This window comes from Pseudomonas sp. AP42, from assembly GCF_001728935.1.
Taxonomy (GTDB): Bacteria; Pseudomonadota; Gammaproteobacteria; order Pseudomonadales; family Pseudomonadaceae; genus Aquipseudomonas; species Aquipseudomonas lactis.
In genome coordinates this window covers 1-20,505 of record NZ_LYSO01000110.1, presented here as the reverse complement: position 1 = coordinate 20,505, position 20,505 = coordinate 1, and the positions used below count along the sequence as shown (strand labels likewise).

Annotated in this window: 17 protein-coding genes; 5 read left to right on the top strand and 12 right to left on the bottom strand. The window is 60.4% G+C overall.

What is annotated here, in order from left to right; translation table 11 throughout:
• Nucleotides 1-631: 631 nt before the first annotated feature.
• The 7 genes from A7K61_RS25545 to A7K61_RS25515 all read right to left on the bottom strand — a co-directional run bounded on the left by A7K61_RS25545 (nt 632) and on the right by A7K61_RS25515 (nt 6,637).
• Complete coding sequence (locus tag A7K61_RS25545) at nt 632-1,939, bottom strand: hypothetical protein (protein ID WP_003190888.1); 1,308 nt, start codon at nt 1,937-1,939, stop codon at nt 632-634.
• A 49-nt stretch (nt 1,940-1,988) separates the two neighbouring features.
• Entirely contained in the window at nt 1,989-2,732 is a 744-nt protein-coding gene (locus A7K61_RS25540; RefSeq protein WP_047710721.1) for a hypothetical protein, read from the bottom strand.
• Between the two features lie 37 nt (nt 2,733-2,769).
• Nucleotides 2,770-3,450, bottom strand: coding sequence for a C39 family peptidase (locus tag A7K61_RS25535; protein ID WP_044273466.1), 681 nt, complete (start codon nt 3,448-3,450; stop codon nt 2,770-2,772).
• A 61-nt stretch (nt 3,451-3,511) separates the two neighbouring features.
• Entirely contained in the window at nt 3,512-4,246 is a 735-nt protein-coding gene (locus A7K61_RS25530) for a hypothetical protein (RefSeq protein WP_047710722.1), read from the bottom strand.
• Nucleotides 4,247-4,314: 68 nt separating this feature from the next.
• Nucleotides 4,315-4,866, bottom strand: a complete 552-nt coding sequence (locus tag A7K61_RS25525) for an adhesin (protein WP_069558616.1) — start codon at nt 4,864-4,866, stop codon at nt 4,315-4,317.
• Complete coding sequence (locus A7K61_RS25520) at nt 4,866-5,324, bottom strand: hypothetical protein (RefSeq protein ID WP_032892084.1); 459 nt, start codon at nt 5,322-5,324, stop codon at nt 4,866-4,868. Before A7K61_RS25520 ends, A7K61_RS25525 begins: the two co-directional genes overlap by 1 nt.
• 314 nt (nt 5,325-5,638) lie before the next feature.
• Nucleotides 5,639-6,637 carry a FecR family protein gene (locus A7K61_RS25515; protein ID WP_047710724.1) on the bottom strand — a complete coding sequence of 333 codons (999 nt, stop codon included), beginning with the start codon at nt 6,635-6,637 and terminating at the stop codon, nt 5,639-5,641.
• A 148-nt stretch (nt 6,638-6,785) separates the two neighbouring features.
• Here A7K61_RS25515 and A7K61_RS25510 point away from each other — a divergent pair, with 148 nt between their 5' ends.
• Nucleotides 6,786-7,055, top strand: coding sequence for a PepSY domain-containing protein (locus tag A7K61_RS25510; protein ID WP_044273472.1), 270 nt, complete (start codon nt 6,786-6,788; stop codon nt 7,053-7,055).
• 19 nt (nt 7,056-7,074) lie between these two features.
• Here the strand turns inward: A7K61_RS25510 and A7K61_RS25505 are convergent, their stop codons facing one another.
• Complete coding sequence (locus A7K61_RS25505; RefSeq protein ID WP_069558615.1) at nt 7,075-12,216, bottom strand: dermonecrotic toxin domain-containing protein; 5,142 nt, start codon at nt 12,214-12,216, stop codon at nt 7,075-7,077.
• A 170-nt stretch (nt 12,217-12,386) separates the two neighbouring features.
• Between A7K61_RS25505 and A7K61_RS25500 the strand changes: the two genes are divergently transcribed.
• Nucleotides 12,387-13,424, top strand: a complete 1,038-nt coding sequence (locus tag A7K61_RS25500; protein WP_044273473.1) for an Ldh family oxidoreductase — start codon at nt 12,387-12,389, stop codon at nt 13,422-13,424.
• 32 nt (nt 13,425-13,456) lie between these two features.
• Here the strand turns inward: A7K61_RS25500 and A7K61_RS25495 are convergent, their stop codons facing one another.
• On the bottom strand, nt 13,457-13,777 hold the full coding sequence (locus A7K61_RS25495) for a YqjD family protein (protein WP_019817806.1): 321 nt from the start codon (nt 13,775-13,777) through the stop codon (nt 13,457-13,459).
• Between the two features lie 164 nt (nt 13,778-13,941).
• Between A7K61_RS25495 and A7K61_RS25490 the strand changes: the two genes are divergently transcribed.
• A complete protein-coding gene (locus A7K61_RS25490) occupies nt 13,942-14,196 on the top strand; it encodes a hypothetical protein (protein ID WP_003190904.1) in 255 nt (84 codons plus the stop codon).
• Here the strand turns inward: A7K61_RS25490 and A7K61_RS25485 are convergent.
• On the bottom strand, nt 14,168-15,088 hold the full coding sequence (locus A7K61_RS25485; RefSeq protein ID WP_069558617.1) for a LysR family transcriptional regulator: 921 nt from the start codon (nt 15,086-15,088) through the stop codon (nt 14,168-14,170). The genes A7K61_RS25490 and A7K61_RS25485 overlap by 29 nt on opposite strands.
• Before the next feature lie 91 nt (nt 15,089-15,179).
• On the opposite strand from A7K61_RS25485, the gene A7K61_RS25480 reads away from it, so the two are divergent.
• Nucleotides 15,180-16,106, top strand: a complete 927-nt coding sequence (locus A7K61_RS25480; protein ID WP_044273475.1) for a carbon-nitrogen hydrolase family protein — start codon at nt 15,180-15,182, stop codon at nt 16,104-16,106.
• 529 nt (nt 16,107-16,635) lie between these two features.
• Here A7K61_RS25480 and A7K61_RS25475 read toward each other — a convergent pair.
• Nucleotides 16,636-17,097 (bottom strand): LEA type 2 family protein, encoded by a 462-nt coding sequence (locus tag A7K61_RS25475; protein WP_003190908.1) that lies wholly within the window; start codon nt 17,095-17,097, stop codon nt 16,636-16,638.
• Nucleotides 17,098-17,109: 12 nt separating this feature from the next.
• Nucleotides 17,110-18,540 carry a nucleobase:cation symporter-2 family protein gene (locus A7K61_RS25470; RefSeq protein ID WP_047710726.1) on the bottom strand — a complete coding sequence of 477 codons (1,431 nt, stop codon included), beginning with the start codon at nt 18,538-18,540 and terminating at the stop codon, nt 17,110-17,112.
• Nucleotides 18,541-18,740: 200 nt separating this feature from the next.
• Here A7K61_RS25470 and A7K61_RS25465 point away from each other — a divergent pair, with 200 nt between their 5' ends.
• Nucleotides 18,741-20,399, top strand: coding sequence for a methyl-accepting chemotaxis protein (locus tag A7K61_RS25465; protein WP_371914725.1), 1,659 nt, complete (start codon nt 18,741-18,743; stop codon nt 20,397-20,399).
• Nucleotides 20,400-20,505 lie beyond the last annotated feature (106 nt).

Here is a 20,505-nt window from a genome sequence, read left to right as displayed (position 1 = left end):
TTGGCAATACATGATTAATGTGGGAGCTGGCTTGCCTGCGAAAGCGGTGGTTCAGTTAAATATTCAGTTGCTGACACACCGCTTTCGCGAGCAAGCCAGCTCCCACAGGGGATCTGTGCCAGGCGCTGATTCTGTGGGCAATACATGATTAATGTGGGAGCTGGCTTGCCTGCGAAAGCGGTGGTTCAGCTAAAGCTTCAGTGGCTGACACACCGCTTTCGCGGGCAAGCCCGCACACAGGGGATTGGTGCCAGGCGCTGATTTTGTGGGCAATACATGATTAATGTGGGAGCTGGCTTGCCTGCGAAAGCGGTGGTTCAGCTAAAGCTTCGGTGGCTGACACACCGCTTTCGCGGGCAAGCCCGCTCCCACAGGGGATTGGTGCCAGGCGCTGATTCTGTTGGCAATGCATGACCAGTGTGGGAGCTGGCTTGCCTGCGAAAGCGGTGGTTCAGTTAAAGCTTGAGTGACTGACACACCGCTTTCGCGAGCAAGCCCGCTCCCACAGGGGATCTGTGCCAGGCGCTGATTCTGTTGGCAATGCATGACCAGTGTGGGAGCTGGCTTGCCTGCGATAGCGGTAGTGCAGTCACAGATGCAGCAACTGACACACCGCCAGCAGGCAAACCAATCAGAAGTAATACGGGAATTTCAGGCTGAACGTAAAGTCCGGCGCATCATCGGTCATGCCAATCGCCAGGTTCGGCACGATGGTCAGGTTATCCGAGGCGGCAATCGTCATGCCCACGTTGAAGTAACCGGCATTGGCATCGCTGGACACCACCGATTGCCAATCGCCGCCATCCGGCTTGAGCTTGCTCTTGCGTTGCACCAGGTCGGACACCGAGAACGACATACTCATCTTCTCGTTCAAGGCAAACGCTACGCCGACCCCGAACTGGAAGCTGTCGCCCAGGCGCACCTTGCCTCCCACCTTCTGATTGACTTCACTGCTGATGTCATCGAAAGAGTCTTCAAAGTTGTGGGTGTACGACAACGAACCGAACAACACGGCCGGATCAAAGGTCTTGACCAGGGAGATGCCCGGTGTGACCGACCAGACCCCGTTGCCCGTCGGCAGGCTTTCAGGTACGTAGAGGTTGTCGTTGTTCGGTTGCTTGACCAGTTTGATGCCGAAGGGCTCTTTGCCCGTCGGTGCCTTGACGCGCACGGATACCACCGCATCCGGCAAGGTCGGGGTTTCGTCGAGGAACTTGTAAGCCACGCCAAAGTTGACATCGCCGATGGTCGGGTCGCGGGTCACGGAGCCTTCGGAGGTGGCGGTGGCGTCGTTGCCGGCGCCGCCCGACTGGTAGGTGGACTCGCGGTATACCACCGGCACGTTCAGGTCGAACTGCCAGCGGTTGTCGACGTTGTAGCGCCCGGTGAGGTCCAGGGTCCAGCTGTCGGACTTGATCCGGTCCAGGTTGATGTTGCCCAGAAAGATCGAGTCCAGCGCCAGGAAACCATTGAGGGTCAATTGGCGCGCATCATAACGGGCATAGGTGATGCCGGTTTCCACGCTGAACTTGCCATTGCCGAAAAAGCCGCTGGCTTCGTTGTACAGGTTGCTCACACTTTGCGCAGGGGCCGAGTCGTCCTTGAGGGCCTGGCCGTAGGAGCTGCCACCTCCGCCAGCGCCACCGGACGCTGCGGCTGCGCCCGTACCGCTGGCCGCGACAGCGTTAGCGCCGTTCTTGAAGTCGGCAGGTGATTTAGCCAGGCGCCTGGGGGCAGGCGTTGCCGGTTGATCCTCGACCTGGCGCACGCGTTGCTCCAGCACGGCCAAGGCTTTTTGCTGCACGTCGTACCGTTGTTTGAGTTCCAGCAGTTCCTTCTTCAGGGTTTCGATGTCAGCGTCTGGCGCGGCATACAGCACGGATGCGGGCAAGAGCGTACTCAAACAAACCACCGCACGAAGCGATAACGATCGATGCATGAAATAAGCCGTCCTTTTCTAATGCGTAAGTGTCGAGGGTCAGCGTAGTTCAATAACCGAGCGTGCGTAGGCCCTTGAGTTGATCCAGGTTGCAATTCAACGCGGCGTTGTTCAGCCCGTTATTGTTCATGACTACGTTGATCTGGGTGATGTTTCTGACAAGGTTGCTGTCACCGGTCAAAACCGTGCCTTGCAGCACGTTCCCCGCGCCGATCTGTTGCAGGCTGTTGCCCTGGTTGTGATTGGCCTGGATGGCCATCTGCACGCCGGCATTGTTGGCCGAGACGCTGACACGGCCCGCGGCGCTGTCGCCGGTCACTGTGCCGCCCGCCACCAGCACCTGGCCGGACTGCAGGTTATTGGCGGGGGTAACCCCATTCTCGACGTTGATGCCCACATTGTTGTAGGCGGCGTTGCCATCGCCGGCGGTGCGTACACTTTGGGTCACGCCCTGGCCGCTGCCGAGGCCGGCACCCCCGACCACATTGCCGGTGCCCGTGTTGGGAGGGGTACCGGTACCGGTCGAGCCGGTGGTTTGCACATAGAACTGAGGAGTAATGGTGCTCTTGTCGATCTGCATGTTGGCCGTGCCGGTGATGTTGCTACCTTCGGCATTGGTCCAGGTGCTGCTCATGACAATGCCAAAGCTGATGATGCGCCCTGGCATCACGTAACGGCCACGCAGCTCGGCCATTTCGGCGTCCTTGAGTTCGATGGGCTTGAACCCCGAGGACGCATAAGCAGGCATTGAGGCGGCCAGACACAAGACCGTCAGCCAACGGGAAGTGTTCATCTGCTGCTCCTGGGGCGTCCTGCCCCTTATTGCGCTTCTAGAAGAAGTCGCTCTGGATAAAACCGAAATCCATCAGCTCGGCATCGCCCACGGGCCGGAACTCATTCATCTGGCTCTTGGCGGTCAGCGGCAGGGGCGGGTCGAGCAAGACGTTGGCCTTGTCGTAACCCTCGCCCAGTACGGCGAAGACAATGCCATTCCAGCCTTTGACGAAATCGTCATGGGAATAGCGCTTGTGACCCAATACGGGGTCGCCGATGTACACCCAGTCCTTGTCGGCCCGTTGCAACACCACGAAGTGCTTGTAGCCGCGGATTTCCAGCAGCACCACCACGGGGATTTTCACGGTCAGCAGGGTCTCGGGCGCGATCTTGTAGCCCCGGGCACGCATGCCGATGCTTTCGAGGTAGCGCTTCATGTCCAGCATGGAAAAGCCCTGGGTTCGTACCAGGTCCTGGTCGGCGGTGACCAGCATGCCTTTGATGATGTGTGCTTCGTCGACGTCCAGCCAATAGGCTTGGCGCAGGATGGTGGCGAGTGCCGCGGCACCGCAGCTGAAATCGGTTTTCTGTTCCACCAGGTTGGCGAACCGGCGCTCGCGAATGCTCTCGACCTTCTTGAAAATCACCGCACCACCGGGCATGGCGGAGACTGCCATGGTGCCTGCCCAGCTCGTGCCGGTGAGTAACATCAGGAGGGTGAGGGTCGCGATACGCATGATCGAATGACCTGTTGGACACTGGAATAAAAAAGGGCCTTGTTGCCAAGGCCCCGTTGGATCAGAAGCGCACGCCGCTGGCGCAGACGCTGCAACCTTGGCCGATCGACAGGCTGTTGCTGCCTTGGTTGCCCGCACCCGATTGCAGGTTCACGCCTACGTTGCCGGAGTTGTTGTTAACCGAGTTGTCGAGGCTTGCGTTGTTGGACACGTACTGAGGCTTGCCATAACCATGGCTGCTGGCGGCCGTGTTCAGGTAGCTGTTGTTGAGCGAGTTCTGCTCGGTGTTGGAAGCCGCTGCGATGTTTTTGCCGTCAGCGGTGGTGATGGCCAGGTTGTTTTTACCCTGGTTGCCCTGGCCGGCCTGGCCGTTGTAACCCACGTTGCCGGAGTTGCCCTTGATGGAGCCGTCCAGAGAGGCGTTGTTTTGCGTGCCTTTGTTGACGAAGTTGTTGTGCGAGCTGCCTTGGTCCACATCGATCACGGCAAACACGGTGGCGAAGTCGCCTTTGGCACTGGAGATGGCGCCGGCATTGTCAGCCTGGTTGCCGGAACCGGATTGTGCGTTGACCCCGACATTACCGCTGTTGCTATTTACTGAATTGTCGGCTGATGCGTTGTTCTCGGTATTGGTATCGTCGAATTTGTTGTGTTCGCTTTTTTGTACGTCAGTGACGACAGCGGCCACAGTGCCGGTGGGTTGTGGGGCTGGATGCCAACCACCCGCTTGAGCAGCAGCAGCCATGAGTGCGGCGAGAGCGAAAACCATTGGTTTGAGAGCCATTTGAGGTTTCATGGTGTTTCTCCTTGCTTCTAATTAGTTGGTTAAGTGTTGGTACGGTCTAACGAACGTCTACCAAGCGGTTACTTGATAGTGATGCCCAGGGTGTTAGCCACTCGGTTCCCCACCCCTGCACTCTGGGTCACCTGCGTCACTCCTCGGCTGCCGGTGAAGGCCTGGTCGCTGGTCACGACCTGGCGGCTGCCAGTGGTGGGGGTGAGCCCTGAGTCGGTTGCCAGCGTCGTCGTGTTCTGTTGCAACAGGACGCTGTCATCAATGCTCTGCGGGCCAGAGTTGAGGCTGATCCGCACAGCGTTGATGGATTGGTTATTGGCCCCGGCCGCCTGGTTGATGCCCAGCACACCGTTGCCACTGCTGAATGAGTTGCCCTGGATCGCTGCCTTGGCGTTCAGGGACGGGTCGACCTTGCCGTCGACGCGCTGAATGTCGACGTTGGTGGCCTGGCCACCCAGCGCGATGGCGCGGCTGTTGGACATTTGTTGCTGGTTGCCGGCGGCCTGGTTGATCGACAGCACACCGTCGTACTGCCGGCCGCTGTTGTTGATCACGGCAGTGTTGTCGGCCATGGCCGTGGCGCTGCCCAGCAGGGCGACTATCAACAGGGCGCGCTTCATCACTTGCCCCCCATCATGCTGCCGAGGTTGTTGAGCGGCGCCATGCCACGCTGGATCGAGTCGCTGATCTGCCCGCCCATGCTGCTGCCGCTGCCCGCACCATGGCCGGCCGCTGCGCCAGCGCCGAGTGTCGACATGCTGTTTTGTGTGGCGCCCAGGCCCGACAGGCTGCCGTTGGGCTGGAGGGAGCGGGCGAGGCTGGAGCCACTGCTGATGCCGCCGATATCCCTGTCGCTGAGTTCGCCGGTCAAAGCGTTGTTGATCTCTTTGCTGGGGTTGGCATTGGCGGTGTTGGGGTAGGGGTCGGGCAGCGAGGTGCGCCCATACATATGGCCCTGCACGGTGCGCCCGGTCACGATCACGCCGTCACCCGCCTGGCTTGTCAGGCTGACACCGGCACTGAGCACGCAGCTGATCAGCAGTACGTTTATCGACGAGGCGTGTGTGAATGTGTTCACGGCGGCAGTCCTTATTCTTCACGCTGACCCTAAACAGCGTTATCAGGGAAGGAGCAGAAGGCGTGCCGCTTTCTATTAGATGTGGTTATTCAAGGACTTGGGATTAAGACAAGGCAAAGTGATGGCAACCCTGTTTCAGGTTTGAAACAGTCCGCAAAGCGTGAGATAGGCCCATGCTCGCCTCACGCTGTCTCAGCGATGTAACACTGCCTGTGACAGAACCATGAATCCGCACGCGGCGGGCGATGCAGGCGAGGGAGGTGTTTCAAAAATGGACACCTGCGGCCCAAACGTACCCGTTCGTGCGAGCGGGCTCAGCCCTTGGGGGTTTTACGCGGAATGGAATTGAGTACAGGGTTGCCGTCCTGGTTTTGGGTCAGGTAGACCGGCAACACCTTGGGCAGGGAGGGCACGAGGTTGTTGACCTCGTTGATGTTGTAGATACCGCCGATGCGAATCGCGCCAGTACTGGCGTCGGCGAGCATCACCGGCTTTTTCAGGTAGCGGTTGATCAGGGGCAGGGCGTCCGTCAGGGTCAGGTTGTCAAGCACCAGTTTGCCCTGGCGCCACGCCAGCGCGGTGTCATCGGGATTAATGGCGGCGACTAGCGGGGTGGCGTCACCCTGACGGAAACTGGCTTGCATGCCTGGGCTCAGCGGCACGCTGGCGTGTTCGCTGTCGCTGGAGACCTGCACCGAGCCCTCCAGTAACATCACCCGCACCTGGTCTTCATATTCCCAGACATTGAACTGCGTGCCGGTCACTCGCACCTGGCCTTCGCCGGTCCGCACGATAAATGGGTGATCGCGGTCGTGGGCGACCTTGAAGAACGCTTCGCCCTTTTTCAAGGTGACCCGGCGCTGGTCCTTGTAATGGCTGTAGACCAACTCGGTGCCCAGGTTCAACTCCACCTGGCTGCCGTCGCCAAGGGTGACTTTTTTCAAGCCATTGGCGGCTTCGAAGCGTTCATAAGAGCTGGGCAACCAGCCTGCTTCCCAGCCGGTGAAGGCGGCAAGCGGCAATGCCGCCAGGCACACCGCTGCGGCTACCGCGTAGGTACGCAGGCGGTTGCGCGGCTTCTTGAGGGGCACCACCACCGCGTCAGGCTTTTCGCGAGGCAGATGATCGGCCACGTCCCAGATCTCAAGCATGGCCGCATATTCGAAAGCGTGCAGCGGATGGGCATCGTGCCATTGAGTAAAAGCCTGACGTTCGCCCGGCGTGCAATCTGCAGCATGCAGACGCATGCACCAATGCGCGGCGGCGTCGGTGATGGCGTCATATTCGGTTTCTGAAAGGGGCTTTTCGCTCATTAACTCATCCTGATTTCCCACATTCTAACCTCCCAAGGCAGACGGCGAGAACCGCATCATGGCGATTGCACATCAATTGGAACTTATTCTTGTTTGCGTGCGCCTAAAAAATCAGGAATTAACCTGTCGTCCACTATGGAGTACGAAAATGTTGAAGAAAACCTTGATCGCCCTGTGTGCTACTTCCGCGCTGTTGAGCGCAGGCGCTGCCATGGCCGACAAGCCGGGTGCAGGCTGGATCACCATTGAGAAAGCCATCGAAGTGGCGAAAACCAAGGCCGGTTACATCGAGGTCTACGCCGCTGAAGCCGATGACAATGGCTATTGGGAAGTCAAAGGCCGCAAATCCGATGGCACCGTATATGAAGCCCGCATCGATGGCGCTTCTGGCAACGTGCTGCGTGACCAGAAAGACTGATGTTCCTGCCGGGGGCCGCTCAGGCTCCCGGCTCCAGGTAGCGCCCAAGGTGGGTGATCAGGTACGTCACTGAGTCTGCATTGGCCAGGATGGTGTCAATGCGTTTGTCAGGTACCGACATGAAGATGACCCTTGCGTCCTGCAAGGTCTTGGCGCCCGTCGCCTTGAAAATTTTCTTTTCAATTGCCGAGCCTGGCTGGAAATCCTCCCACAGCTCGGTGAGACTGTCTTGAGTCTTGAACAGCATGGTTGCAGGCGTCATCGTCGATAACGCCGTGCTGCGCAGATCTTCCAGGGTGGTTTTAAGCACTTCGGCGCCGGGCCTTTGGATATTGATCAAGTCCGGGAAGGGCCGCATGCTGTCCAGGTAGGCGATGTCTACGGTGTCCAGCTTCAAGTGCGACAATTCGTGAATCAGCGTACTGGCCCTGGCGTGCGTCGATATGTTGAAGGCCACATTCTCCAGCAAGCGGTTCTGATAAACGTCCAGATTGGGGTCGAAGAAGCGGCTCAGCAGATACAGTTTTCGCTCTCTGTCGGCGGGAATCATGAACGCATAATCCGATGCGGGATCCTGTCGGCTGGTGCCCACCACAAAACGCATGGAATTTGGACCGGTCAAGCTGGGGTCGGTGAGCTCATTGAGTATCTCGTCGATTATTTTGGTGACTTTCGAAACCTGGTCCGGAGTCAGGGTGACGACACCGAACATTTCTCCCAAAAAGCGCCCAACCCGGCTGTTCGGGTCGCGTTGTGTGGCGAATTGCGCGACGTTGCGGCGGCAGTTCAGCGCGTAATAAGTCGCAAAGTTCAGCGCTTCGGTGATGGCTTGGGCTTTCCAGTAGGTCAACGCACCGATATCGCGGATGCCCACCGCTTCAATATTGATATCCCGTGCTTCGTTTCGCCATGTCTTGAGGTATGACTGAGCCCTGCCGAAGCGCGGCTCTTGGTCGCCCAGCTCCAGTACCCATATGCCCTGCGTATTGCGACCGATGTACGGCCCCACCTGCTCGTCGTTGGCGAGGCGCCAGCGTTGTGCAGCTTTCTTGACGCTATACACCTTGCCGGCCAGCGGCACGTAGTATTTCGAGGCTTTGCGGTCTTCATACACCTGGCTGAGCGTGGTTTTTTTCAGGTCTTGCAATGCCACATCCTGTGCCTCGAACGGCTGCAGCCGGGTGCGCGAAGGGCTGGTGATATGCCAGGTGTCGAGGGTGGCGGCGGCGGGCAGTGACGTGTCTGTCAGCTCGGCCAGCGAGCGCTCCTTTTCGGTGGGCGGTGCAAGGGCGGTGCCGTCCAGCGCACTGCGCAGGGCGGCCATCTGCGCCACGCCCCTGATGAAATCCTTGAGCGCAGCCTTCCACTGGTGCAGTTGCAAGGCTTCGGCCGAGCGCTTGAACAAGGTGTAGCTGCGCCATACCACCAGCGGGTAGGCGAGTTTGCCGGCCATGAACTGTACCGCCGTGGGGATTTCCTTGCCGAACAAGCGGGTCGCATGGTCCCACAAGGTTTTGGCGCCTTCTTCGAATTGGCTGCCCAGCACCTTGAGCAACATCAATGTATTTTCACTGAACAGGTAATGCAGCACATTGCCCGCCACTGGCGATGCGGCCAGGCGGATATCGGAGGGGCGATGGCGACTGTCTTTGAGCAAGTGGCGGTAAGTGGCCTGGTGCGGATCTTCCAAGTGCATAAGCACCCAGTCCTGCAGTACGCCCGGCCTTTGTATCTCATCGAGCAGGGCCGTTTCATCCGTATATTCCTTGAACACATGTTGTTCGCTGTACGGCGCGTAAAGCACCCATGGTCCATCGCCGGGGCTCTGCGGGCCGATCAGGTACACGCCCAGCACTTTGGCGGTACTGGCGCCTTCGGTGGCGATCAGTTCCAACGGTCGAATCATCGCCGTGGCGCCACTGAGTGAGGCGCGGGCCACGGCGTCCGGCATATCGAAAATCTGTTGCACCAGGCTCAACGCCTGGGTGGAAAGGCGTTCCTGCAAGCTGTGTTCGTGGGCGCATTGCAACGCTTGCCAAGGCAATTGGCGGCAAAACAGGCGTCTGCGTTGGCGCGCATCGTCGGTTTTTGTTTCAAGCTGGCTTCGCACCCGTTGTTGATAAGCACTTTTGAGGTCCAGCTGTCGCACCATTTGTATCACCGCACTGGCATCCAGGGCTTTTGGTAATGGCTTGGCGGTGCGTGAGCGCGGGCGGATGTGTTGCGCCGTCAGGTTTGGCCAGTGCCGCAAGGCAAAGTCGGTCAGGTTGTCGACATTCACATCGAGCACCGCATGGGTGGGGATCAGGATGTCATCGGGGTTGAGCCCCTTGCCGGGAAAGCGCGCCTCAAGCAGCGCCGTCAGCGTGGTTAAGGCATACGCGCGGATGGGTTGGATGTCATGCAGGTAGTCGTGTTCCTCGCCGGCGTTGTTGCAGTACTGCTCCAGAAGCTCGGCCTGGTGGATTTGCTCCTGAGGCGGCGCCATGCCGAGCCACACCGGCAGTGCCTGCTGGTTGACCATGGCATCGGCCAGCGTGATCGCCCTGCCAAGGTTGGTGGGCGGCGGCTGCTCGATGACGGCGTCCAACCGGTCTTGCAAGGCGCGGGCCCCAAGGCCCATGGATAGCAAGTGATCAACGCCCGCCATGACCGCGTCGTTGTAGCTGTTTACTCGGTCATTCAAAAGGTCCTGATCGATACGTTGCAGCGGCCCCTGGCGAAAGGCCTGATGGGGCTCGCGCAAGCAGAACGGCAGGTTCTCCAGCAGGCTCAAGCTGTTGAGCGGGTGCGCCAGGCGTTGGGTGATTTCATCGCGCAAGGCGCTGACCGAGGCAAAGACTTCGTAGCCCAGGCGCGGGGTCCAGAGCAGCGCCTGGCCCGAGCGCTGCGGGTCGAGACCGCCGCGCTCAGTGATGACAAAAATATTGGCCAGCGGTTGTGGCGTATCGACGGCGTTCAAGTCCAGCGTCAAGCCATAGGCATCCGGCAAAAACCCGTTAAGGCCATGGCGGGTCAAGCGCGACAGACTCTCGGGCTGAAGTAGCGTGTCGACAATGGCCTTGCTGGCGGGGGCCAGGGTTTTATCCAGCCACCTCAGCTCGGCTTCGCTGCGTAACCCCACCAGCATCGAGTGGGCGTGTTTGGCGAGAGTCTTGACGAGAAAATCATGGGGTTGCTGGCGTATGGCGTGCTTGGAGAACAGCAGCAGGACGCGCTCGATGATGGTATTGAACGTTTTGAGCGTCATGCTCGACAACTGCATAAAGACATTGCCTTCGCCCTTGGTATAAAACTTCGTCCGGGATGAAAAGGGCACTGCGGGCGCCTCTTGGGCCAGGCGTTCAATGAAGTGTTCAAGCATGCTCAATGACTGCACTGGCGTGCGTTCCTCACGCTCCTGGGCACGGGTGGCGTAGGTGTTGATATACACCTCGCTGGCCTTGACGGCCTGTTGCTGCAGTTTCAGTTCGGCGTTGAGCGTATCAGCGATGGTGCTGCGTAACGTCGGATGGCTCGCGCGCTCCAGCGCCAGTGCGTGCTCCACCGCCTGCAGGCTCTGGAGCTGGAGCCGGGCACGCTCGGCCTTGACCGTCGAAGGGCGGCCATCGCCGCGGGTGACCGGATGCAAGGTCCAGCGCCCGGCGGTCTCCAGCGTGGCCAGTTGACTGTCCAGCAGGGCACGCACGTCCAGGGCGCTGTCGAGCAGGGCCGCCAGGTCCACTTGGCCATCGCTGCGTCGGTAGATTGCCAGGGCATGGTTAAGGTTGTCCGTTTGCTTGCGCACAATGTCTTGCACCAGGGTTACAAACACATTGCCGGGAATCGGCCTTGCCGCGATAGCGATCGGGTCCAGGCCGAGCAGCGTGTCGCGCTCATCCAGTGAGAGCGCGTTGAGCCATTCGTCCTCGTAACCTTGGGCCTTAAGCATGCTCAACAACCGGTCTTTGAGGTCATCGAGGTTTTCCAGCACCTGTAACCCCCGTGATTGGGTGTAGAGGTACGCGTGGCGCTGGGTGATCATCAAGGTGCTCGCCGGCTCAACGTAGTGTTGATGGGGCGCATAAAGGCGCACCTTTTGCACATCGAGGTTTTCGGCATGGGCACTGCGGGCACTTTGGTCGCTGAGGAACAGAGCCTGAAGTGCGTCACTTTCATCGGCGCTGATAATGTCGCTCTGGCGTTTGAGCAGCACATCGAGGCGAAACTTCTGCGCCATGACCTGGGCAAAAAAATCCACGCGGGAGGTGCCGCTGTCGATATCTTCATTCCAGTAGGTCTGCAGCAGGCTTTCCAAGAGCTTCGAAAAAATGCTTGAGCTCTGTTCGATCAAGGCTTCCCAGCGTTGGCGATCTTCTTCCCGTTCGGCGGTGGTCAGGTCAGTGGTGTCATGTTTTGGGTTCGCGTATTCGCGGGTTTGCCCTTCGGGCCACCCATGGCGCACATAAAATTGCAGCAGCGCTTCGCTCAAGGTCAGCACGTTGACCCAGCGTGGCGTTGCCTGCTCAGCCTCGCGGGTAAAGACATTGACCCGTGTGTCCCGTAGGTCCAGATGTTTGAACTGCTGGCGGCCCATGATGCTCAGCAGCGTATCGAGCATGTCAGGCAAGGTCGGGGTTTTTTGCAGGTGGCCGAGCATGGCTTTGACATTGTCCAACTGGCAGGCCTGCAGCATGCGCCCTTGCTCTGGCATCACGTCACCTTCGATGATCTGAGTGGTCAGCACCATGGGCGTGTCAGCGCCCAGCGAGTTGCGTTGATCCGTCGACAGGTAGTTGAGCAAAGGGGCGCTCTGCAGTGGGTTTTCCAATTGCTCGGTCAATTCGCTCAGCAGTTCAGCATGGCTGTCATAGACCTGGATGCCGTTATCCGGGGTGTAGAGCAACGCCTTGGCGTCGTCGGGTGTCGGGCTGATCGCGAACGCGCCGGCAAGGGGGATGGGGGGCTTACCGGAAATATTGATCAGCACCTTTTCAACGCGCATGGGGTGATCATGCCGGCGTGTGTCCTGCCGAGATTCGTCGGTGGCCAGGTAGAGGTTGTACAGCCATTCACGGTCTTTGGCGGTGAGCCCCAGCGTGCGTTCACGGGCGGTGGGCGAGGCTTTGCCTTGGGGTTTGAGAAACTCGGCGAAAAAATACGGGGGCGTTAAACGGATCACAGCCTGTCTCCGGCGTGCCAGGAAAAGCACAGGGTAGGCAAGCGCCCGTGACGCAAGGCGGTAAATAATCAGCGTTGCGCACGTTGACAGCGCAGAGCGTGCGTGGTGTTTAATCGAGGGTCTGGATGTTCCATTCGTTGCCCCTTCCAATCATAAAAACGGAGCTTCAAATGTCTGCGCAGTCCCCGACAGTTGCCCCTGCTTGCGCCTCGATCCGCTTCGCCGAACTGGTGGAGTTGCTTCAACAGGTCTTCGTCAGGCACGGCACGTCGCCGCAGGTTGCTGCGATTCTTGCGCACAACTGCGCCAGCGCCGAGCGTGACGGTGCCCATAGCCACGGTATTTTTCGCATCCCCGGTTACCTGTCGACGCTGGCCAGTGGCTGGGTCAACGGCACGGCCGTCCCCAGCGTGACCGATGTGGCCTCAGGCTGTGTGAGCGTCGACGCCGGCAACGGTTTTGCTCAACCGGCCCTGGCGGCGGCGCGCCCGCTGCTGGTGGAGAAGGCTCGCAGCGCCGGCATCGCGTTGCTGGCCATCCATAACTCCCATCACTTTGCGGCCCTGTGGCCGGACGTCGAGCCGTTTGCCGAGGAGGGGCTGGTGGCACTCAGTGTGGTCAACAGCATGACCTGTGTGGTGCCCCACGGCGCGGATCGCCCATTGTTCGGCACCAACCCCATCGCGTTCGCGGCGCCACGGGCCGACGGCGCGCCGATTGTGTTCGACCTGGCCACCAGCGCCATCGCCCATGGCGATGTGCAGATCGCCGCACGCAAAGGCGAGCGCCTGCCGGCAGGCATGGGCGTCGATAGCCTGGGGCAGCCGACCCAGGACCCTAAAGCTATTCTGGAAGGCGGCGCACTGTTGCCGTTTGGCGGGCACAAGGGCTCGGCACTGTCGATGATGGTGGAGTTGCTGGCGGCCGCGCTGACGGGCGGCAACTTCTCGTTCGAATTCGATTGGACGGACCACCCTGGCGCGCGCACGCCCTGGACGGGCCAACTGTTGATCGTGATCGACCCCAGTAAAACCGCAGGGCAAAGCTTCGCCCAGCGCAGCCAGGAGCTGGTGCGGCAGATGCATGCGGCGGGGCTGCGGCGCTTGCCGGGGGATCGACGCCATCGTACGCGGGCGAAGTCGCAGGAAAGCGGAGTAGAGCTGGATGCGCAGGCGTTGCGCGAGTTGAGGGCGTTGGCAGCGGGGTGAAACAGGCTGCGCGGGTGCGCAGCCTGGATGCATCAGTTACGGCGACCCAGCAACAGGCCGACCACCAGGCCAAAGCCTGCGGAAATGGCCACGGTCTGCCATGGGTGCCCACCGATATAGGTTTCGGTGGCATCCACGACCGGCTTGCTGCGTTCGCGCACGTTGGACACCGATTCCAGGGCTTGCTTGAGTTTGATGGCGACCTGCTCGCGCAGGGTTTCACCTTCCTCGCCCACCAGGGATGCGCTGCTTTTGAGCAGTTTGTCCGATTCTTCGATCAACGCGCTCAGTTCGCTGAACGCTTGGTCCTTGATTTGATCTTCGACAGCTTGGGCGGCGGTTTTGCGGGCCATTGAGTGACTCCTTGCAGGTGGATGTGGCAGTGAACAATGGAGTATCGGGGGGGGGCAAAAGTTGCAGTTTTTTTCCCCTCGCGCTCATCCGAGGCAAAATCCCGATCGGGAACGTTGGGCCTACAGTGTAAGATGTCACCTATTTGTGCAGCAGGTAATTCAACATGAGCTTCAATCTCGCCAACAAGACCCTCGCCGAACGCGCCGAGCTGGAAGATGAAAAGTCGCGCCTCTACGACCTGTGGCAAACCAACCTGGGCAAGGCCAAGGGCGAAGCCGCGCGCTTGTTCGGTGAGCGCGCCAAGCGCAAGGGCAAATGGGCCGAATGGGTGCGTGCCGAACTCGACGGCATGTCGCCGCCGGAGTTTTCCAACATGGTGCGCAGTGAAGTCAACAAGCTGATGGCGGCGGCGAAGTAAAGCACGCCTCAATCGCTTCGCGCACCCTGAGCAACAGCGGGTCCAACTGAGCCTGGGTACGCCAGCCCAACTCCACCGGGTAATGCGGTAGTGCCAGCGGGCAGGGCAGCACGCGTAAGCCGGTCATTTGCGCAATGGCGTGGGCCGCATGCCCGGGAATGGTTGCCACTGCGGTGCTGCCTTTGAGCAGATACGGCAGCGCGGCAAAGTGGCTGGTGGACGCGCACACGTGGCGGCGCAGCCCGTGCGCCGCCAAGCCTTCATCGGTAATGCCGATAAACCCGCCTGACGACACCAGTACATGCTCGCGTGTGACAAACCCCTGCAGGTCGATGGCCTCCTGGCCCGGCGCCAGGCTATGGGGGTCTACCAGGCAACGGTAGTCACCTTCCCCCAGCACCTGTCGGCTCAACCTGCGCTCGGTAAAACCGCCGGCGGTAATGGCCAAGTCCAGCGTGCGCTCGAGCAGGGCGGCGGCGACAATCTGGCTGTAGGTCTGGCGAAAGATCACCCGTAGCTTGGGCAGGCGCACTGCGATGGCCTCCATCAGGCTTCGGCCATAGGCAATCTCGAAGTCATCCGACAGCCCCAGCACCACCGAGCGCCCCTCGTAGTGCAGGTTTTGCGGGCTGATCATCGCCAGGCTCTGGCGGCAGCGATCCAATGCCTCACTGATCACCGGTTTCAACTGGTTGGCCCGCAACGTCGGCGCCAGGCCGCGGCCGGTACGCACGAACAAAGGGTCGCCGTACAGCTCACGCAAGCGCCGCAAGCCGGCGCTGATCGCCGACTGCGTCACGCCCAGGCGCAGCGCCGCACGGCTGGCACTGGATTCGTCGTGCAGGGCTTCGAAGGTTTTGAGCAGGTTCAGGTCAACCTGGGCGATATTCATCTGGCTCATATCATTTAGCACTGAGGTGGGCTTTATTCATGATCGAGTCTGGCCGGAGAATGGGCAACCCTTATCTATCGGAGTGAGCCTGATGCCTGTATCGACTGTCGCAGCCCTGCAAATCGGCGCCTTGCCTGGCGGCAAGGCTGACACCCTGGCGCAGATTCTGGCCTATGAGGAGCAAATCCAGCGCAGTGGCGCGCACTTGGTGGTCATGCCCGAGGCGTTGCTGGGTGGCTATCCCAAGGGCGAAAGCTTTGGCACCCAATTGGGTTATCGCCTGCCCGAAGGCCGGGAAGCCTTTGCGCGGTATTTTGCCAATGCCATCGACGTGCCGGGTGCCGAGACCGAGGCGCTGGCCGGGTTGTCGGCGCGTACCGGTGCCAGCCTGGTGCTGGGCGTGATCGAACGCAGTGGCAGCACGCTGTATTGCACTGTGTTGTATTTCGAACCCTCGGGCGGCCTGGTGGCCAAGCACCGCAAACTGATGCCGACCGGCACCGAGCGGCTGATCTGGGGCAAGGGCGACGGCTCCACACTGCCGGTGATCGATACCGCGGTGGGGCGTATCGGCGGCGCGGTGTGCTGGGAAAACATGATGCCGTTGCTGCGCACCGCGATGTACGCCAAGGGCGTTCAGGTGTGGTGTGCGCCCACCGTGGACGAGCGCGAGATGTGGCAGGTGAGCATGCGCCATATCGCCCATGAAGGGCGTTGCTTTGTGGTCAGCGCCTGCCAGGTGCAGGCATCGCCCGAAGCTCTGGGTGTGGAGGTTGCCAACTGGCCGGCGGACCGTCCGTTGATTGCCGGTGGCAGCGTGATTGTCGGGCCCATGGGCGATATTTTGGCGGGGCCGTTGGTGGGCGAGGCGGGGTTGTTGACGGCGCAGATCAATACCGATGATCTGGTGCGGGCACGGTACGACTATGACGTAGTGGGGCATTACGCCCGGCCGGATATTTTTGAATTGGTGGTGGACGAGCGCGCCAAGCCAGGCGTTCGCTATATCACTGACTGAACGCAATCAACCTGTGGCCTGCCAGGCGACGCCTATCTACCTGACACCCCACAATCCAACTGTGGGAGCTGGCTTGCCTGCGAAGACGGCCTCACAGTCGACACCGTAATACCGTGTACATATCCATTCCTGCGGTAACGGCCACCTAGGGTTCCGCTCTGACAGCGGCTCACTTTTGAAAAGAGCCCAAAAGTAAGCAAAACGCTCTTGCCCCACCACTCGGCACCTCGCCTAGGCTCGGTGTGCCCGTAATCCGCCAGTGATTTGGGAGGCCGCCGCCACGCGCCATCCATGGCGCGGGGCGGCTAAACCGGCATCCCTGCCGGTTTACCCCCCAAATCCCTGTCGAATTCCGGCCAGCGTGGTTTGACGGGGCGCCTGAGATCAAAAGCAGATCAAGATCAAGAGCGGCTCGCTTCGCATCGTGGTTAGCGTTGGCTGCTGCAACCTAGAGATACCTATGGCCATCGCAGGCAAGCCAGCTCCCACATTTGATCTTGAGTGTTCGGGGGATTTGGTTTTCAGCCACTTACCAAGTGGCGGTGTTAGGCAGGTCCAAGGTGCCACGTTCTACAAAACGCATGGTGCCAAACAGGCCACCCGCCAGTTTGCCGCGCAGCACGTAGGGCAGGTTGTTCAGGCTTTGGGTCTGGCTCAGGCCCAGGGTCTGGCGCAACACCGAAAACGCTGAAACGCTGACTGGCACCATCAACACGGTCTCGGAGAAACGGGGGATGCTGCCAGCCTGATCGCTGACGCCAGAAGCGAGTGGACGGCCATTGACCTCCAGGTCCAGGGCCACGCCGTTGTAGTCGATTGCCGCTTCATTGGGGTTCTGCACCCGCAGCTTCACGGCAAAGCGTACTTCCAGGTCCTGGCTTTGCAGCGGCTCGATACCCACTACATTGATGTTCACCGGGTCACGGTTGGGGAACAGTGCGCAGGCGCTCAAGGTCAGCAGCAACAGCGATAGAACCATGAGCTTGCGCATAGAGAAATGCTCCTACTTTGGGGTGACGTCCGGGTCTTGCATGACCTTGAGGGTAGAGGACTCCGGCTCGAATTCATCTTCTTCCAGCTCTATGAACTCTTCGGGCAGGAAAATGTTCAGCAAGATTGCACAGAATGCGCCCACGGTGATCGGCGATTCGAAGATGTTGTGCAGCGCCTTGGGCAGCTCGCGCAGCACTTGCGGCACGGCGGCGACGCCCAGGCCCATGCCTAGGGAAATCGCCACGATCAGCACATTGCGCCGATGCAGGCCCGCTTCGGCGAGGATCTTGATGCCGGCCACGGCCACGGTGCCGAACATGATCAGGGTTGCGCCGCCCAGTACCGGCTTGGGCATCAGTTGCAACACTGCGCCGATCATCGGGAACAGCCCCAGCAGCACCAGCAGGCCGGCAATGAAGTAGGCCACGTAGCGGCTGGCCACGCCGGTCAATTGGATCACGCCGTTGTTCTGGGCGAAGGTCACCATCGGCAGGCTGTTGAAGGTGGCGGCCATTGCGGAGTTGAGGCCGTCGGCTAGCAGGCCGGACTTGATACGCTTGATATACAGCGGGCCCTTGACCGGTTGCTGGGAAATCATCGAGTTGGCGGTCAGGTCGCCGGCTGCTTCCAGGGGCGAAATCAGGAAGATTACCGCCACCGGGATAAACGCCACCCAGTCGAACGAGAAACCGTACTTGAACGGCACGGGCACGCTGATCAGCGGCACCTGAGGCAGGGCGGCCATGTCGACGCGGCCCAGCAGCCACGCGACTACAAAGCCCAGGGTCAGGCCGATCACGATCGAACCCAGGCGCAGGAACGGGTTGTTGAAGCGGTTGAGCACCACGATGGTCAGCAGCACCAACGCCGCCAGGCCCATGTTGCCCGCCGCGCCCAGGTCGCTGGCGCCATAGCCGCCAGCCATGTCGGTGACCGCCACCTTGATCAGCGACAAGCCCATCAAGGTGATGATGGTGCCGGTGACCACCGGGGTGATCAGTTTGCGCAGCTTGCCGATGAACTGGCTGAGCACCACTTCGATAAACGCCGCGAAAAAGCAGATGCCAAAGATCGTCGAGAGGATCTCATCGGTGCCGCCGCCCCGGGCCTTGACCATGAACCCGGCGCTCAAAATCACGCTGATAAACGAAAAGCTGGTGCCTTGCAGGCATAACAGCCCCGAACCCACCGGCCCGAAGGTGCGCGCCTGCACAAAGGTGCCAAGCCCCGACACGAACAGCGCCATGCTCACCAGGTACGGCACTTCGCTTTCCAGCCCCAGTACGCCGCCGACGATCAGGGTGGGCGTGATGATGCCGACAAAACTCGCTAACACATGCTGCAACGCGGCAAAAATCGCGGCGGTGAAGTGCGGGCGGTCTTCGAGGCCGTACATGAGGTCGGATTTATAGCGCGGGCGGGGGGCTTGAGCGTCAGACAAAATGATGGCTCGGGTCAGAAAATGGAGGCGCAGGATGCCAGAAAGTGCAAGGCGCCTGAAGTGTAAAAAAATATTTATAAATACCCTGTGCCAAAGCCGTGGCCCAGCCGATATCAAGCATAGGCCCACACTACAACGACAACAGTGGTGACCAAGGTCTGGGCAGCGCGTTGACGCTGACGGATCGTTTCGCGGCAAGGATGCACGCAAACACTACTTCTGAGAGCAGCCCTATGTCCCTCCGTCACCTGAATATTGCCCCTCGCGCGTTTATCGGTTTTGCCTTCATTGCGGTTCTGGTGGTGCTGCTGGGCGTGTTTGCGGTCAACCGTATGACGCAAATGCGCCAATCCTCCCAGGACATGAGCGCCAACCAACTGCCCAGCATGACTCACCTGGGCACCATCACCGAAAACGTGCTGCGCATGCGCATTCTGTCGTTTCGCGTGCTGGTCAACCGCGAGCCTGCCGCCTTGCAGGAAGCCGAGACACGCATTGGCGTGCTGGCTGACAAGGTCAAGACCGCCCAGGCCGCCTACGCCACGCTGCCTGCGGGCGCGGAGGAGGCTGCGTTGTACAAGGCCTTTGGCGTCACCCTGGACAACTACCTCAAAGCCCAGGCCGAGATGGTGGCATTGTCCAAACAAGGCAAGGTCGACGAGATGCGCGCACTGATCAACAGCCGCATCAAGGACGGCACCGACCAGATGGGCGAGCAATTGAACAAGCTGATCGCCATCAATGCGGCCGACGCCAAGCAAGCCGACGTAGACGCCGGGCAAAGCTACGAGGGTGCGATCACCGGTGTGGTAGCGGTCTCTGTAGTGGCGGCGTTGCTCACCGTGCTACTGGCCTGGTTGCTGACCCGCAGCATCGTGACCCCGCTGCGCAAGGCTGTGGAAGTGGCCGAAACCATTGCCGCCGGCAACCTCAGCAAAACCATCGAGGACGATGGCAAGGACGAACCGGCGCGGTTGCTCAGTGCGCTGTCGACCATGCAAGCCAGCCTGCGCCAGACCATCCAGCACATCGCCGGTTCGGCCACGCAGCTGGCTTCGGCGGCGGAAGAGTTGAGCGCGGTCACCGAAGAGGCCTCCCGTGGCCTGCAACAGCAGAACAATGAAATCGACCAGGCCGCCACGGCTGTCAATGAGATGACGGCGGCAGTGGAGGAAGTGGCGCGTAACGCGGTGTCCACCTCCGAGGCGTCCGGGCAGTCCAACCAGGCGGCGCGGGAAGGCCGTGATCGGGTGATGGAAACCGTCGGTGCGATCCAGACCATGACCCAGGACGTGCAGAACACCTCCGCGATGATCGAGGGCCTGGCCGCCCAGGGCCGGGATATCGGCAAGGTACTGGATGTGATCCGCGCGATTGCCGAGCAAACCAACCTGCTGGCGCTTAACGCAGCGATTGAAGCCGCCCGTGCCGGCGAGGCCGGACGTGGCTTTGCGGTGGTCGCCGATGAAGTGCGCGCCCTGGCCCATCGCACCGCGCAGTCGACCCAGGAAATCGAGAAGATGGTCGCCGGCATCCAGAACGGCACCGGGGAGGCGGTGCAGTCCATGCAACAAAGCAACCAGCGCAGCCAGACCACCCTGGAAATGGCGCGCGCAGCCGGCGCCTCACTGGAGCAGATCACGGCGTCCATCAGCCTGATCAACGAACGCAACCTGGTGATTGCCAGCGCATCGGAAGAACAGGCCCAGGTCTCCCGCGAGGTGGACCGCAACCTGGTCAACATCCGCGACCTGGCCACCCAATCGGCGGCAGGCGCCAACCAGACCAGCGCGGCCAGCCATGAACTGTCGAGGCTGGCGGTGGATTTGAATGGGATGGTGGCCAGGTTCGTCGTCTAACAGCTGCCACAAAACCCTGTGGGAGCTGGCTTGCCTGCGATAGCAAACGAACAGTCAGCACTTACCGTTATCGCAGCATAGGTATCTGTAGCGCTCAACGGTAACC

What these genes read in the sequence shown, in the direction of transcription:
- A7K61_RS25515 (WP_047710724.1), bottom strand. Translation starts at nt 6,637, where the DNA reads ATGAGCGAAAAGCCCCTTTCAGAAACCGAATATGACGCCATCACCGAC.
- A7K61_RS25525 (WP_069558616.1), bottom strand. Translation starts at nt 4,866, where the DNA reads ATGAAGCGCGCCCTGTTGATAGTCGCCCTGCTGGGCAGCGCCACGGCC.
- A7K61_RS25540 (WP_047710721.1), bottom strand. Translation starts at nt 2,732, where the DNA reads ATGAACACTTCCCGTTGGCTGACGGTCTTGTGTCTGGCCGCCTCAATG.
- A7K61_RS25510 (WP_044273472.1), top strand. Translation starts at nt 6,786, where the DNA reads ATGTTGAAGAAAACCTTGATCGCCCTGTGTGCTACTTCCGCGCTGTTG.
- A7K61_RS25490 (WP_003190904.1), top strand. Translation starts at nt 13,942, where the DNA reads ATGAGCTTCAATCTCGCCAACAAGACCCTCGCCGAACGCGCCGAGCTG.
- A7K61_RS25495 (WP_019817806.1), bottom strand. Translation starts at nt 13,777, where the DNA reads ATGGCCCGCAAAACCGCCGCCCAAGCTGTCGAAGATCAAATCAAGGAC.
- A7K61_RS25480 (WP_044273475.1), top strand. Translation starts at nt 15,180, where the DNA reads ATGCCTGTATCGACTGTCGCAGCCCTGCAAATCGGCGCCTTGCCTGGC.
- A7K61_RS25530 (WP_047710722.1), bottom strand. Translation starts at nt 4,246, where the DNA reads ATGAAACCTCAAATGGCTCTCAAACCAATGGTTTTCGCTCTCGCCGCA.
- A7K61_RS25485 (WP_069558617.1), bottom strand. Translation starts at nt 15,088, where the DNA reads ATGAATATCGCCCAGGTTGACCTGAACCTGCTCAAAACCTTCGAAGCC.
- A7K61_RS25500 (WP_044273473.1), top strand. Translation starts at nt 12,387, where the DNA reads ATGTCTGCGCAGTCCCCGACAGTTGCCCCTGCTTGCGCCTCGATCCGC.
- A7K61_RS25545 (WP_003190888.1), bottom strand. Translation starts at nt 1,939, where the DNA reads ATGCATCGATCGTTATCGCTTCGTGCGGTGGTTTGTTTGAGTACGCTC.
- A7K61_RS25475 (WP_003190908.1), bottom strand. Translation starts at nt 17,097, where the DNA reads ATGCGCAAGCTCATGGTTCTATCGCTGTTGCTGCTGACCTTGAGCGCC.
- A7K61_RS25535 (WP_044273466.1), bottom strand. Translation starts at nt 3,450, where the DNA reads ATGCGTATCGCGACCCTCACCCTCCTGATGTTACTCACCGGCACGAGC.
- A7K61_RS25465 (WP_371914725.1), top strand. Translation starts at nt 18,741, where the DNA reads ATGCACGCAAACACTACTTCTGAGAGCAGCCCTATGTCCCTCCGTCAC.